Origin of the sequence: Saccharothrix xinjiangensis, from assembly GCF_039527585.1 — a bacterium.
In the GTDB taxonomy this organism is placed as follows: domain Bacteria; phylum Actinomycetota; class Actinomycetes; order Mycobacteriales; family Pseudonocardiaceae; genus Actinosynnema; species Actinosynnema xinjiangensis.
Genome location: NZ_BAAAKE010000025.1, coordinates 80,318 through 93,459, shown reverse-complemented (window position 1 = coordinate 93,459; position 13,142 = coordinate 80,318). Strand labels below are relative to the sequence as shown.

Annotated in this window: 11 protein-coding genes; 5 read left to right on the top strand and 6 right to left on the bottom strand. The window is 73.2% G+C overall.

Translation table 11 applies throughout. The features are described 5' to 3' along the window. Positions 1-56: 56 nt before the first annotated feature. Together ABD223_RS34115 and ABD223_RS34110 are read left to right on the top strand one after the other, a co-directional pair. Positions 57-1,550, top strand: a complete 1,494-nt coding sequence (locus ABD223_RS34115) for an MDR family MFS transporter (protein WP_344040847.1) — start codon at positions 57-59, stop codon at positions 1,548-1,550. Positions 1,551-1,757: 207 nt separating this feature from the next. Further along, positions 1,758-2,354 carry a TetR/AcrR family transcriptional regulator gene (locus ABD223_RS34110; protein WP_344040846.1) on the top strand — a complete coding sequence of 199 codons (597 nt, stop codon included), beginning with the start codon at positions 1,758-1,760 and terminating at the stop codon, positions 2,352-2,354. Between the two features lie 22 nt (positions 2,355-2,376). Here the strand turns inward: ABD223_RS34110 and ABD223_RS34105 are convergent, their stop codons facing one another. Both ABD223_RS34105 and ABD223_RS34100 read right to left on the bottom strand, forming a co-directional pair. Next, positions 2,377-3,624, bottom strand: coding sequence for a cytochrome P450 (locus tag ABD223_RS34105; RefSeq protein WP_380647010.1), 1,248 nt, complete (start codon positions 3,622-3,624; stop codon positions 2,377-2,379). A gap of 112 nt (positions 3,625-3,736) precedes the next feature. Further along, positions 3,737-4,300: a TetR/AcrR family transcriptional regulator gene (locus ABD223_RS34100; RefSeq protein ID WP_344040844.1), complete on the bottom strand. Its 564-nt coding sequence runs from the start codon at positions 4,298-4,300 to the stop codon at positions 3,737-3,739. Positions 4,301-4,370: 70 nt separating this feature from the next. Between ABD223_RS34100 and ABD223_RS34095 the strand changes: the two genes are divergently transcribed. Together ABD223_RS34095 and ABD223_RS34090 are read left to right on the top strand one after the other, a co-directional pair. After that, positions 4,371-4,862 (top strand): MarR family winged helix-turn-helix transcriptional regulator, encoded by a 492-nt coding sequence (locus ABD223_RS34095; protein WP_344040843.1) that lies wholly within the window; start codon positions 4,371-4,373, stop codon positions 4,860-4,862. Further along, entirely contained in the window at positions 4,859-6,433 is a 1,575-nt protein-coding gene (locus tag ABD223_RS34090) for an MDR family MFS transporter (RefSeq protein ID WP_380646917.1), read from the top strand. Before ABD223_RS34095 ends, ABD223_RS34090 begins: the two co-directional genes overlap by 4 nt. Positions 6,434-6,495: 62 nt before the next feature. Here ABD223_RS34090 and ABD223_RS34085 read toward each other — a convergent pair whose 3' ends face one another. The 4 genes from ABD223_RS34085 to ABD223_RS34070 all read right to left on the bottom strand — a co-directional run bounded on the left by ABD223_RS34085 (position 6,496) and on the right by ABD223_RS34070 (position 12,578). Continuing rightward, complete coding sequence (locus ABD223_RS34085) at positions 6,496-8,598, bottom strand: PKD domain-containing protein (protein ID WP_344040842.1); 2,103 nt, start codon at positions 8,596-8,598, stop codon at positions 6,496-6,498. 242 nt (positions 8,599-8,840) lie between these two features. Then, positions 8,841-9,341, bottom strand: a complete 501-nt coding sequence (locus tag ABD223_RS34080) for a hypothetical protein (RefSeq protein ID WP_344040841.1) — start codon at positions 9,339-9,341, stop codon at positions 8,841-8,843. Beyond that, on the bottom strand, positions 9,341-11,032 hold the full coding sequence (locus tag ABD223_RS34075) for a PHP domain-containing protein (RefSeq protein ID WP_344040840.1): 1,692 nt from the start codon (positions 11,030-11,032) through the stop codon (positions 9,341-9,343). The genes ABD223_RS34080 and ABD223_RS34075 overlap by 1 nt, the downstream gene beginning before the upstream one ends. A gap of 301 nt (positions 11,033-11,333) precedes the next feature. After that, the gene (locus ABD223_RS34070; RefSeq protein WP_344040839.1) at positions 11,334-12,578 is read right to left on the bottom strand and encodes a helix-turn-helix domain-containing protein; all 1,245 of its coding nucleotides are present in this window, start codon (positions 12,576-12,578) and stop codon (positions 11,334-11,336) included. A 165-nt stretch (positions 12,579-12,743) separates the two neighbouring features. Here ABD223_RS34070 and ABD223_RS34065 point away from each other — a divergent pair, with 165 nt between their 5' ends. Beyond that, positions 12,744-13,139 carry a hypothetical protein gene (locus ABD223_RS34065; protein WP_344040838.1) on the top strand — a complete coding sequence of 132 codons (396 nt, stop codon included), beginning with the start codon at positions 12,744-12,746 and terminating at the stop codon, positions 13,137-13,139. The last annotated feature ends 3 nt before the right edge of the window (positions 13,140-13,142 follow it).

Here is a 13,142-nt window from a genome sequence, read left to right as displayed (position 1 = left end):
GGGGGATCATGTCCACCGAAACCGGCACCCATTCGCGCCGGGACGTACTCCAAGCGATGTCCGGCCTGATGATGGGCATGTTCGTGTCCATCCTGGCCTCGACCATCGTGTCCAACGCGCTGCCGCGCATCATCTCCGACCTGCACGGCTCCCAGTCGGTCTACACGTGGGTCGTCACCACCGAGCTGCTGGCCATGACGGCGACCGTGCCGCTGTGGGGCAAGCTCGCCGACCTCTACAGCCGCAAGCTGCTCATCCAGCTGTCCCTGGGCCTGTTCGCGGTGGGCTCGCTCATCGCCGGGTTCGCGCCCAACGTCGAGGTGCTGATCGGCAGCCGCATCGTGCAGGGCCTCGGCGCGGGCGGCATGACCGCGCTGGCCACGATCGTGATGGCGGCGATGATCCCGCCGCGCGAGATGGGCCGCTACGCGGGCATCTTCGGCGCGGTGTTCGGCGTCGGCACGGTCGCCGGCCCGCTCATCGGCGGCCTCATGGTCGACACCTCGTGGCTGGGCTGGCGCTGGTGCTTCTTCATCGGCGTGCCGTTCACCCTCGCCTCGGTCTTCCTGCTCCAGCGCACGCTGAACCTGCCGGTGGTGCGCAAGGAGGTCACCATCGACTGGGCGGGCGCGGTGCTGATCATGGCCGGCGTGTCCACGCTGCTGGTGTGGTCCACGCTGGCGGGCCACCAGTTCGAGTGGGCCTCGACCTGGACCGCCGTGCTGGTCGCCGCGGGCCTGGCGATGCTGGGGCTGGCGGTGTGGGTCGAGTCCCGGGCGGTCGACCCGATCGTGCCGCTGACCATCTTCGCCAACCGCACGGTCGCCCTGACCACGCTCGCCAGCGCCCTGGTCGGCGTGGCGATGTTCGGCGGCACTGTGTTCCTGTCGCAGTACTTCCAGATCGGCCTGGGCAAGACGCCGACCCAGGCGGGCCTGATGAGCCTGCCGATGATCTTCGGCCTGCTGGTGTCGTCCACCGTGGCCGGTCAGCTCATCACCAAGTGGGGCAGGTGGAAGGTGTTCCTGGTCGCGGGCGGCGCGATCATGGTCGGCGGCATGCTCCTGCTCGCCACGATCGACGCCAACACCAGCGTGTTCGTGGTGTCGGTGCACATGGCGGTGCTGGGCGTCGGCGTCGGCATGCTGATGCAGAACCTGGTGCTGGCGGCGCAGAACGACGTGCCGGCCAAGGACCTGGGCGCGACCACGTCCACGCTCACGTTCTTCCGCTCGCTCGGCGGCGCGATCGGCGTGAGCGCGCTCGGCGCGGTGCTGGCCAACCGGGTGACCACCCTGTCCGAGGAGAAGTTCGGCCCGGCGCCCGACGGCCAGGCGGGCGAGGTGCCGGACCTGGCGCTGCTGCCCGAGCCGGTGCGGGTGGTCGTGCGGGAGATCTACGCCACGGCCACCGCCGAGCTGTTCCTGATCGGCGCGCCGATCGCGGTGCTGGCCCTGGTCGCGGTGCTGTTCATCAAGGAGAAGCCGCTCAAGACGCTCAGCGGTGACGAGCGCCTGGCCGCCGAAGCCGAGATGGCCCCGCTGCACTGACGCGCCACCCTCTGGCGCCTGACACGCCAGGGCACCCTGACGCGCTTGCACGCGCCGACCCGCGAGGGCGCGTCGGTCGTTCACGCCTGATCCCCCGGCGATCACGCTTTTCGATCGTCGGGGGATCAGGCGCGAACGACCGACTTCCAGGCGCCCTCGCCGCCGTCTGCGGAGCAGCGGCCATGTGCACAGTGCGACACTCTTGCCGTGTCCGGGCTCAGGGAACGCAAGAAGCAGGCCACGCGCGCCGCGTTGGCCGATGCGGCGCTGAGGTTGTGCGTTGCGCACGGCCTGGACGGGGTGACCGTCGAACAGGTCGCCACCGAGGCGGGCGTGTCGCTGCGCACCTTCTTCAACTACTTCTCCTCCAAGGAGGAGGCGGTCGTCGCCGGTGACGTGGCCACGGCCGCCGCGTTCGTGCGCGCCTTCGCCGAGCGGCCCGCCGCCGAACCGGTGCTGGACGCCCTGCGGTGGGCGCTGGTCGAGGTCGTCCCCGAGCACGTCGACCAGGACCGGGTCGCCCTGCGGCGGGCGCTGCGCGGCACACCGGCGCTGCTGCCGCACCAGATCGCGGCCTTCGCCGCGCAGGAGCGGGAGCTGGCCGCCGCGGTGGCCGCGCGGGCCGGTGTCGACGCGGACGCCGACCTCTACCCGGCGCTGCTCGCGGCCACCGTGATGGCGACCCTGCGGGTGGTCGTCGGCCGGTGGCTGGACACCACCGACCCGCCCCGGCTGGTCGACCTGATCGACGTGCTGGTGGACCGGCTGCGCACCGGCTTCGCCGAGCCCGCGGCGGTCTCGTGACCACCAGGCGGGCCCCCGAGCGCTAGCCCCAGGCCACCGGCAGCGAGTGCACGCCGTAGACGATCATGTCGCAGCGCAGCGGCACCTGCTCGGCCGGCACGGCGAGCCGCAGGTCCGGCAGCCGGCGCAGCAGCTCGGTGAACCCCACCGCCAGCTCCACGCGCGCCAGTTGCTGGCCGAGGCACTGGTGCACGCCGTGGCCGAACGCCAGGTGCGGCCCGCGCGGGCGGGTCACGTCCAGCTCGTCCGGCCGGTCGAACCGGCGCGGGTCGCGGTTGGGCGCGATCACCGAGATCAGCACGTCCGAGTCGGGCGGGATCACCTCGCCCGCGACCCCCACCTCCTCCAGGGTGAGGCGCAGCACGCCCAGGTGGATGATCGACAGGTGGCGCAGCAGCTCCTCGACCGCGCCGTCGACCAGCGCGGGGTCCGCCCGCAGCCGGGCGAGCTGGTCGGGGCGCTCCAGCAGCGCGAAGGTGCCGAGGGCCAGCATGTTCGCGGTGGTCTCGTGGCCCGCGACCAGCAGCAGGTTGGCGATGCCGACCAGCTCGTCGTCGGTCAGCGAGGGGTCCGCCCCGATGAGCCCGGACAGCACGTCGTCGGTCGGTTCGGCCCGCTTGCGCCGGACCAGGTCGACCATGAACGCCCGCAGCCCGTCGGCGACCCGTGCGACCTCGTCGAGCGGGGTGTCCAACCGCACCAGCTTCGCGCTGCGCTCCTGGAACTCGTGGCGGTCGGCGTCGTCGACGCCCAGCAGTTCGCAGATCACCAGCGAGGGCACGGGCAGGGCGAACGCGGTCACCAGGTCCGCGGTCGGGCCCGCGGCGACCATCGCGTCGATGCGCTCGGTGACGACGCCCTCGACGCGCGGCGCGAGCTGCCGCATCCGCCGGACGGTGAACTGGCCGGTCAGCAGCTTGCGGTAGCGGGTGTGCGCGGGCGGGTCCAGGGTGACGAAGTTGCCCGCCCGCCGCCGCGGGTCGGCCGCCCGGTCCCGGAACCGCTCGGGCAGCTTGGCGACCACGCGCTCGCTGCGGAACCGGTCGGAGCTCAGCCGGGGGTCGGCCAGGGCGGCGCGGGCCTCGTCGTGACCGGTGATCAGCCACATCGGCTCGCCGTCGGCGAGGGTCAGGCGGTGCACGGGTCCCCGCCCGGCCACCCTGCTGATCAGCTCGGGCGGGTCGAAGGGGCCGGACTCGCGCGCGGTCAGCTCCGGCGGGATGCCCAGCGAGGGGCGGTTGGTGTTGGGGCGTTGGGGTGCGGTGGTCATGGCCTGGTCCGTTCCCGGCCCGGAGGCGGTCGGGCCGGCGCTCGGCGTCGTGGTGGCGCCGCTGTCGTGGTGGTAACCCACCGTACGCACGCGTGTGCGCACCGTGCACGACCTATCCCTCGTTCGTGTTCATCTCCATCGCCTCGGCGACCACCTCGGCCGGCGGCCGCTCGGGGTGGTCGAGCCAGTGCTGGGTGGCGGCCCGCAGCGCGGCCAGGAAGGTCGCCGCGAGCACGCGGGCGCGCAGCGGGTCCTCGACCTCCTGCCTGCGGGAGATCTCGGCGGTGAGGTCGCGCTCGACCGCCGCGTAGGCCGCGACCTGGTGCGCCACCAGGCTGGGGTGCCGGGAGACCTGCCGCCGCCTGGTGAGCTGCTCCGGGTCGAAGCCCTCGCCGGTCAGTTCGACGGCGGCCCGGACCAGCGCCGCGCGCGGCGGCCCGGCGGGTTGCGCGCGGACCAGGTCGAGCAGGCGGCGCAGGCGGAGCAGGTCGCCGTAGAAGATCGCCTCCTCCTTGCCCGCGAAGTAGTTGGAGAAGGTGCGCCGCGACACCGAGGCGGCGTCCGCGATCGCCTCCACCGTCACTCGTTCGGGACCGTGCTCCAGGGCGAGCCGCAGCGCCGCCTGGTGCAGGGCCATGCGCGTGGCCGCCTTCTTGCGTTCCCGGAGTGTGTCCATCCCCACCCAGTCTAATGAAGGTTCCCACTGGGCAAACTTGCACGACGCGCAAGTTTGTGGATACTTGTATGTGGCAAGCAATGCGGGAGAGGGGGACGACGTGGACGTCGTCGCGCGGGAGCTGGAGGACCGGGTGCGAGACCTGTTGAGGGTCGTGCGCATGGTCAAGCAACAGCACCACTCCGCCGTGCCCGCCGGTCTCGTCGGCACCCTCGGGCTCATCGAGCGCGAGGGCGGCAAGCCCACCGGCTGCCACGCGAAGCAGTTGGCCGTGCTGGCCGGGCTCGACCCGTCCACGGTCAGCCGCGCGGTGGCCGCGCTGGTCTCGCACGGCCTGGTCGAGCGCCGCGCCGACCCCGACGACGGCCGGGCCAGCGCGCTGGTCGTGACCGAGCGGGGCCGGACCGCGCTGGCGGACGCCCGCGACCGGTACGGCGCGCTGGTGGGCCGTGCCCTTGCCGACTGGACCCCTGAAGAGGTCACCGCCCTGACCACCGCGATCGGGCGCCTGACCACCGACGTCGAAGGAGCCTTGAGCTCCACCTGGGAGGCCGCGCGATGAGCGCACCCCGCGCGACGGGCGTCACCGCCCCCGCGCCGACAACCGGCACGATGAACCACCGCCAAGTGCTGGAGGCCCTCAGCGGCCTGCTCCTGGTGCTGTTCGTCGCCATGCTCAGCGGCACCGTGGTGTCCACGGCGCTGCCGCAGATCATCGGCGCGCTCAACGGTTCGCAGAACCAGTACACCTGGGTGGTCACCGCGACCCTGCTGACCGCCACCGCCAGCACGCCCATCTGGGGCAAGCTCGCGGACCTGTTCAACAAGAAGTCCCTCGTCCAGGTCGCGATCCTGATCTTCGTGGCCGGCTCCGTCGTGTCCGGCCTCGCGCAGAGCGCCGGCCAGCTGATCGCCGCCCGCGCCTTCCAGGGCATCGGCGTCGGCGGCCTCCAGGCGCTGGTGCAGGTCGTGATCGCGGCGATGATCCCGCCCCGCGAGCGCGGCCGCTACAACGGCTACCTCGGTGGCGTGATGGCCGTGGCCACGGTCGGCGGCCCGCTGCTGGGCGGCCTGATCGTGGACACCTCGTGGCTGGGCTGGCGCTGGTGCTTCTTCATCGGCGTGCCGGTCGCGGTGATCGCCCTGTTCGTGCTCCAGGCCACGCTGCGGATGCCGACCACCCGGCGCGAGAACGTCAAGATCGACTACCTCGGCGCGTCGCTGATCGCGGTCGGCGTGAGCGTGCTGCTGGTCTGGATCTCGTTCGTCGACTCGTCCTTCGCCTGGCTGTCGTGGCAGAGCCTCACCATGGTCGGCGCGTCGGTGGTGCTCCTGGCGCTCGCCGTCGCCGTCGAAGCGCGCGCCCCCGAGCCCGTGGTGCCCCTGGAGATCGTCAAGCGGCGCACCACCGCGCTGGCGATCCTGGCCAGCCTCGCGGTCGGCATGGCGATGTTCGGCGGTGCGGTGTTCCTCGGCCAGTACTTCCAGATCGGCCGCGGCTACAGCCCCACCGAAGCGGGTCTGCTGACCATCCCGATGATGGTGGGCGTGCTCGGCACGTCGATCGTGAGCGGGCGGCTGATCACCAAGACCGGCAAGGTCAAGCCCTACATCGTGGCGGGCGCCGCCGTGCTGGTCGTCGGGTTCCTGCTGCTCGGCCAGATCGACCACGACACGTCGCTGGTCCTGGTCGGCGGCGCGATGCTGCTGGTCGGCGCCGGCGTCGGCATGACCATGCAGAACCTGGTGCTCGCGGTGCAGAACACCGTGCCGCTCAAGGACATCGGCGCGGCCAGCTCGACCGTGGCGTTCTTCCGCTCGCTCGGCGGCACGATCGGCGTCTCGGTGCTGGGCGCGGTGCTGGCCCGGCGGGTCGACGCCGCGATCACCCGCGACCTGACCGCGGCCGGCATCCCGGCGGGCGGCGGCGACTCGGGCAGCAGCAACCTGAACCTGGACGCGCTGCCCGAGGCCGTGCAGCACGTCGTCCGCGCCGCCTACGGCGACGCGACCGGGCACATCTTCCTGATCTCGGCGGGCATCGCCGTGGTCGGCGTGGTCGCGGCCCTGCTGCTCAAGCCGATCCTGCTGCGCAGCAGCCTGGACCTGTCGGACACCCCGAAGGCGCCCTGACACCCACCCGCGACGGGCCCGGCCGCTCACCCGAGCGACCGGGCCCGTCGCGCGTCACGCGGTCAGAAGCCCATCCGGCAACCGGACAGGATGATCTCCTGCCCCAGCAGCGTCACGACCCGCACGGCGTACTGCGCGCGCTGGCCGTTCGGCCCGACGACCGTCTGGTTCAGGTGGACGGTCGCCACGCCGGGCACGCCGATCGAGAGCGGAGCGGTGCCGATCGGCTGGCCGTTCAGCGTGCCGACGCGCGACGAGCTGGACAGGCCCTGCTCGTTCGCCACGCAGCTGGTCTCGATGTCGGACACGGTGATCGCGCCGCCCAGCAGGCTCGCGCTCGACACCTCGGCGCCCGCGTCGGTGCGGCCCGTCGCGGTGTCCAGGTGGCAGTCGGCGTGCAGCGCCTGCACCGAGGCCAGGCCGAGCACGTTCACCGAGGCCGTGGTCCGGTCCGAGGACGGCGGGCAGGTGGCGTGCGGCGTCTTGGCGACGTTGATCAGGCCCGAGGCGCTGAGCGACCACGCCTCCGCCCGCACGTGGGACACGATCCTGACCACGGCGGTGGCGGAACCGCCGTCGTCGTCGGTGACCGTCACCAGCACGTCGTGCGAGCCGACGCCGGCGTAGGGGTGCGTGGCGGTGCAGGTGCCCGAACCGGCGCCCTGCGCGACCGTGCCGGTCACCACGGGCGTGCCGTCGTCGAAGTCGACCGTGCACGTGTGGGTGTCGTGCGTGGCGATGTCGGTGAACGGCGCGGTGACCGTGACCGGCGTGTTGCGCAGCACCAGCGTGCCGTCGGCCGGCGACGAGATCGTCACCTGCGGCGCCACGTTGGTCAGCGTGAGCGTGGTCGTGGCGACCACGTCGGGGTGCAGGCCGTCGTTCGCGGTCAGGGTCAGCGTCCACACACCGTCGTCGTTGCACGTGACGTTGGTGTTCAGGGACGTGGGCGCGGAGAACGAGCACGTGGTGCCCGGGTCGACGCCGGACTGCGGCGTCGCGCTCCACTGCGTCGACAGCGACGGGCCGTCGGGGTCGACGACGCTGCCGGCCAGGGCCACCGGGGTGCCCTCCTGGCCCGCGTACGGGCCGCCCGGTTCGACGACCGGCGGGTCGTTGACGATGACCGTGGTGCACTCGGTGACCGTGCCCGCGCCGCCGCCGTCGGTGCCGTGGGCGGTCACGCACAGCTCGTGCGTGCCGGAGGTCAGGACGCCGGTGGTCGCGGTGTAGCCCACCGAGGCGGGACCGGTCTCCGGCAGGGCCGGGGTGACGTTGGTGATCTGCGTCGGCGCGCCGCCGTTCACCCTCAGCGTCAGGTTCGTCAGCTGCGAGGCGATGACGCCGGGCACCACGTTCGGCAGGTTGGCCGGGTCGGGCACCGACGTGCAGGTGCCGCCGGTGAGGTCCGCGATGGCCTGGAGGCTGGCGTTGTAGTCGCCGCTGTTGCAGGCGGAGCCGGGGCCGACGGCGAAGGTGAAGTAGTCGACGTTGGCGGGCACCGCGCCCGCGACACCGGTGACGTCGCCCGTGGCGAAGCCGTCGGACAGGAACAGCACGACCTTGCGGGCCTGCGACTGGGCGTTGGTCACGGTGGTCGCCGCCTGCACGGCGGGCACGAACGTGGTGCCGCCGCCGACGGACTTGGCGGTGAACTGGTTCACGCCGCCCTGGACGGCCGAGCCGACGGCCTCCTCCACGTCCCGGGCGCCGTTGCCGTTGGCGTCGGTCTCCGGCGCGGTCAGCAGCTGGTCGCCGGCCGCCGGGCCCACGTCCACGGTCGCGGCGGTGGTGGCGAACACCACCGCGCCCACGCTGCCGACCACCGTGTTCGGCGCCGCCGCGATGGTGTTGAGGTTGGCCACCGCGGTGCGCTCGCAGGACAGGACGTCACCGCCGGCGCACGGGCTCGCGGTGCTGCCCGACACGTCCACGACGTAGGTCAGCGCGGTGTCCTTGACCGCGACGCCCGTGCCGACGGACGCCGTGCCGGTGATCGTCACCGGCCCCTGCGGGACGACGGTGCCGGGGGTCGGGCTGGTGATGTCCACGGAGATGCTGGTGCCGCCCGGCAGGTTGCCGTCGGTGGCGTGAGCCTGGATCTGGCTCGCGACCAGGGCGGCGACCGCTAACGCCGCCGCCCCGGTCAGGTGTCTGGATTTCATGTCCCCACTTCCCTTTCACTCACGTGGAGGGGAAATCGGGGATCGTGACCCGGAAGTTACTAGGCCGTTTCAGTGAGTAACTTTCCGTCGGTGGTGGAGGGCTTCGCGACCCGCACACCACCGCACGCGGCTGCTCTTGTGGGGCTACCGAAGGTTCGGGGTGGGCCGACCGACAGTGGGTGTCACCCCGCGAAGTGCAGTCGGTGCCCGCGAAATCGCACAACGGCGGACAAGGTCTGCTGTCAGTGCGCCCCGCCGCAGCACTCGTGCGGGTCCTCCGACTCGATCGGCCGCAGCACGCCCCCCACCGCCGGCTCCACCAGCAGCACCAGCTCGCCGTCCCGGTGGACCGGCCGCAGGAAACCCAGCGTCTCGACCCGGTCGGCCGGCGAGACCGGCACGCCGACGCCGACGACGCGGTCGATCGCCGACGAGGCGACCACCTCCGCGGCCGGGTGCGTGCCGGTCAGCGCCGACTGGCCGGGGAACCTGACGCAGCGGTCCAGGGCGGGGGAGTCGGTCACGGTCACCGGGCCGCCCAGCGCGGCCGACACGGCGACCGGGTCGAACGGGGCGGTGACGTGCGCGGACACGGCGGTGACCGCCACCGGGCCGGTGCGGTCGACCCGGGTGAACACGAGGTCCGCCGCGGCGCACGAGTCCAGCGCGGCCAGCAGCAGCGCGTCCCGGTGCGCCGCGCCGTGCCCGCCGGGCAGGGCGGGCACGGCGTCGAGCCAGGTCATCAGACGACGTCGACGAAGACCGGGTTCGCGTAGAACCACAGGTCCGACCACGGGTCCGCGTCGCCGATCACGTCCATCACCGGGCCGCCGTCGGAGGTGAGCCGGTTGCCGTCCGAACCGCGCAGCCTCAGGTAGAACGCGGTGTCGACGTTGCGGAAGGTGTGGGTGAAGCGGACCGTGCCGCGCGCGGTGCGGGCCACCTCGAACGTCTTGACCACCTTGGTGAGCGGCGCGGCGAGCGCGTCGCGGTCGGCGGCGGGGCCGGTGACCGGGCCCGCGATCAGGTCCACCTTGGCCAGGCGCGGCACCGAGCCGCCGAAGTTCGCGCCCCGCGCCAGGTCGACCTCGATCGACACCTCCACCGAGTCGCCGCGCCGGACGAACGTGCGGCCGCCGATCGTCACGCCCCGGTCGTCGCCTTCGCCGAGCGACCGCACCCGCAGGTTCAGCCCGTCGACGACGCGCCCGTGCACGGCCACCACGCGACCGCCCTGCATCCCGCGCATGACGTCCACGTAGGACCGGGAGTCCGAGCCGACCAGCGTGGAGCTGTAGAAGCCCGGCCAGTAGTCGCCGTAGACCTGGGGCTTGCCGGTGTCCACCGGCTTGCCGCGGCTGCCGGTGGCGTTGTGGTCGCCGCTGCCCGGCGCGTGCGTGTCCAGGTGCACCTGGTGGGCGTCGGAGGTGGCGGTCACCCACCACGGCCTGCCCTCGGCGAGCAGCGAGTCCCACAGGCCGCCGACCTTGGCGGTCATCCAGTCGAACCCGCCGTAGGTGCGGTAGGGGTTCTCGGTGGCGGTGGGCGCGTAGCCGGGGAAGCTGTCCTGGTTGGGCGAGCCGTCGTAGTAGCCGCGCGCGCCACCGCGCCCGCCCGCCTCCTTCCGGATGCCCGCCGCCTGGTGGCCGGGCGCGCCCTCCATGCCCACGGCCACGCCGGGGGCCGCGTCGCGCCAACCGCGGATCTCGTGCGGGCTGTCCACACCGCGCCGCGCCGGGTGGTTGGCGAACATCAGCGCGATCTCGGCGCGACCGGACAGCACCTGGGCCTCCAGGTACCGCAGCGCGGCCAGCGCGTACGGCTCGCCGTCGGCGGAGGTGGAGCGGCTGAGCAGGCCCGCGCCGCCCTGCGCGACCGGCGTGGACAGCACACCGCCGTCGTACGCCGCCTCGAACGCCCGCAGGATGTCCACAGTGGACCGACCGGGCGGCAGGAACACGGTGGCGTGCTCGGCGCCCGGGATGTTCCACTCCAGACCCTGGTAGACCAGCACGTCCCGGTGCTCCCGCCGGGCCCGCTCGATGTCCGGCGCGACCTGGTCGATGGAGAGCTTCTCGTGCGCGACGCCGCCGTGGTCGGTGATGACGACCCAGTCCAGGCCGTGCTCGCGGGCCTTGGCCACCTGCTGGGCGACCTCGTACTGGCCGTCGGAGGAGTACTTGGTGTGGATGTGGTGGTCGCCCGCGTACCAGCGGGACCGGCCGTGCCACGGGTTCACCGGGCGCGGCGGGCGGTCGTCGTGCGCGTGGGCGGGCAGCGCGCCGACCGTCGTGGCCACCCCGGCCGCGCCCAGGCCCGCCAGGAAGCGGCGGCGCGCCACCGACAGCGGCCGGTCGTCGGCGGTGTCGCGCCAGCTGCCGTCCACGTCCTCGTGGTGGTGCTCGTGCGTGTGGCCGTGGTGGTCGTGCGACATGCTGACGGCTCCGATCCTGGACCGAACTGCGGCGAACCGAAGTATCGTGAGTTCGCCACGCGTCGCGGCGGATCCCGGGCGCGAACAGCCGGTGAACAGTTGAGCGGTGGAGTCGCCTGGAGCGCAGCGCGAACCCGCGGACATCGCCGGCCGCAGCGGACCGTGGCCGATGCACTGCCTTCGACTGACCTTTCGGGTGCGGCACCACCATCACGGAGGGGCGCTGTCACCGGACGTCCCGGTCGAAGTCGAGTCCCGGACGGCCACGCGCCGACGCTGGAACTCAGGGGTTCGCCGTGCGTCAACCCCAGCCCAGGCGGTTCTTCAGCGAGCGCAGCTCCCACGACTGCACACGGGTGCGCCGATCCAGCTCCGCCAGCAGCTCCCGCGCCACCGGGTCGTGGCGGATGCGCTGCGGCGCGATCCGGTCGGCGGTGTCCAAGTGCCGTACGGCCGCCACGTCCCGCGAGCCCCCGGCCTGGGCGTGAGCTCGCGCCAGGTCGAAGTGCAGCGCAGCGCGGCGGTCGGCGGCGATCAGCGCCTCGTCGTAGCCCGGGGTGGCCTCGATGCGCTCGGCCTCCGCCGGTCCTTCGCCGGACTCAACCGCCACCGACAGCGCCCACGCGCGCACGTTCGCCGAGCCGAAGCTGAACCACAGGGTGTTGCGTTCACCGGTCCGCTCCGCCAGGTCGGCGGCCTCCGTGAGGTGTGCCGCCGCGTCCTGCGCCCGGCCCGCCTTCGCCGCCAACTGCGCCGAGGTCAGGAACAACATGCCCGCGGCCTCCGCCGTGGCGGTGTTCGGTGTGGTTGGGTCGGCCACGTCCACCAGGCGCTCCAGGGCGGTCCTGGCGACGCGTTCGGCGCGGTGCCGCGCGCCCAGCCGGCTCAACGCGCCCGTGCTGGTCATAGCGGTGAACCCGGCCAGCGCCGGGTCCTCCAACCGCCGGGCGGCTTCCTGGCCGCGTGCGGCGGCGGTGACCGCCAGGTCCTGGTTGCCCAGGCTGCGGGCGACGCCGCACGCCACCAGGCACGCCTCGGCCAGCGTGGCCAGGGCGGTCCGGCGGTTGGCGCCGGTCCCGGTGACGGCGTGGACGTGCAGGTCGGTCAGCAGCGCGCCCAGGTCGCGTCCGGCCGCGTCGTAGCGGCTGTGGGCGGTGTGCTCGTTCGCGGCGCGCGCCCACGCCACCAGCTCGTGCAGCGGCCGGGCAGGCACGTCGGGCACGTCGTCCAGGGTGGCGTCGAACAGGCCGACGGAGATCCCCGGCAGGGTGGCCAGGGCTTCGGCGCCGGCACGGTCGCCGGGAAGGTAAGGCTGTCCGGTGAGGTCGGCGACGGAGCAGCCCAGTGCGTGGGCGATGTCCTCCAGCAGCCCGCGCCGCTGGAACCGACGGCGGCCGTTCTCCAGCATCGACAGGTACGGCGCGGAGATCCCGGCCAGGCCGGCGGCAACTTCGAGGGACAGGCCGCGTCGGCGGCGGATCGTGCGCACGCGCCGGCCGATCTTCAGCGGCGTCGGGTCCTGCCGCGTGTCCTGCGTGGCGTCCACGTACCCACCTCCCGGCTGCTGCTGAGGGTAGTCGGGTTGGCAGGCGCATCATTCGGGTGATGGGAGGCCGATCTCCACGGGCTGGGTCGACAGCATCACCCAACGCCGGGACAGCGCCCACCGGTCCGCGCCCGGAACGGACGCGCCGGCGCCCGAAGTCCACCTGTGCCACGTGCCGGTCGGCATCACGCCACGACCGCCCCTGCGACGAGGCGCTGGTGGCCCACCACTGGCCGGTGGCGTGAGCTGCGCGCCGGCGTCGACCGGAGTCGTCCCGGTCGCGCCGCTGCGCCGGCTGGTCGTCGGCTCGGCGGTCTCGTCGCGCCGTCGCTTCACCGGCACGACCACCCTGATCCAGCGCACCACGCCCAACGAGCTGCGAGGCCGCACCGGCACGCGGCGTTCACCGCCCCGTTCACCCCGTCGGCGCCGGCCATCCCGACCGGCTCGGTCCTGGTCGGGTTCGCGCACTACCGCGTGCTGTTCGCCATCGCGGCCGTGGGCGTGGTCGCCGCCGTCCATGTGCTGCGCACCCGGCACGACACCGCGGGCACGGCATGACCG

Excerpts from the sequence above, each read along its gene's own strand:
- ABD223_RS34085 (WP_344040842.1), bottom strand. The coding sequence starts at position 8,598 with ATGAAATCCAGACACCTGACCGGGGCGGCGGCGTTAGCGGTCGCCGCC.
- ABD223_RS34090 (WP_380646917.1), top strand. The coding sequence starts at position 4,859 with ATGAGCGCACCCCGCGCGACGGGCGTCACCGCCCCCGCGCCGACAACC.
- ABD223_RS34105 (WP_380647010.1), bottom strand. The coding sequence starts at position 3,624 with ATGACCACCGCACCCCAACGCCCCAACACCAACCGCCCCTCGCTGGGC.
- ABD223_RS34075 (WP_344040840.1), bottom strand. The coding sequence starts at position 11,032 with ATGTCGCACGACCACCACGGCCACACGCACGAGCACCACCACGAGGAC.
- ABD223_RS34080 (WP_344040841.1), bottom strand. The coding sequence starts at position 9,341 with ATGACCTGGCTCGACGCCGTGCCCGCCCTGCCCGGCGGGCACGGCGCG.
- ABD223_RS34100 (WP_344040844.1), bottom strand. The coding sequence starts at position 4,300 with ATGGACACACTCCGGGAACGCAAGAAGGCGGCCACGCGCATGGCCCTG.
- ABD223_RS34115 (WP_344040847.1), top strand. The coding sequence starts at position 57 with ATGTCCGGCCTGATGATGGGCATGTTCGTGTCCATCCTGGCCTCGACC.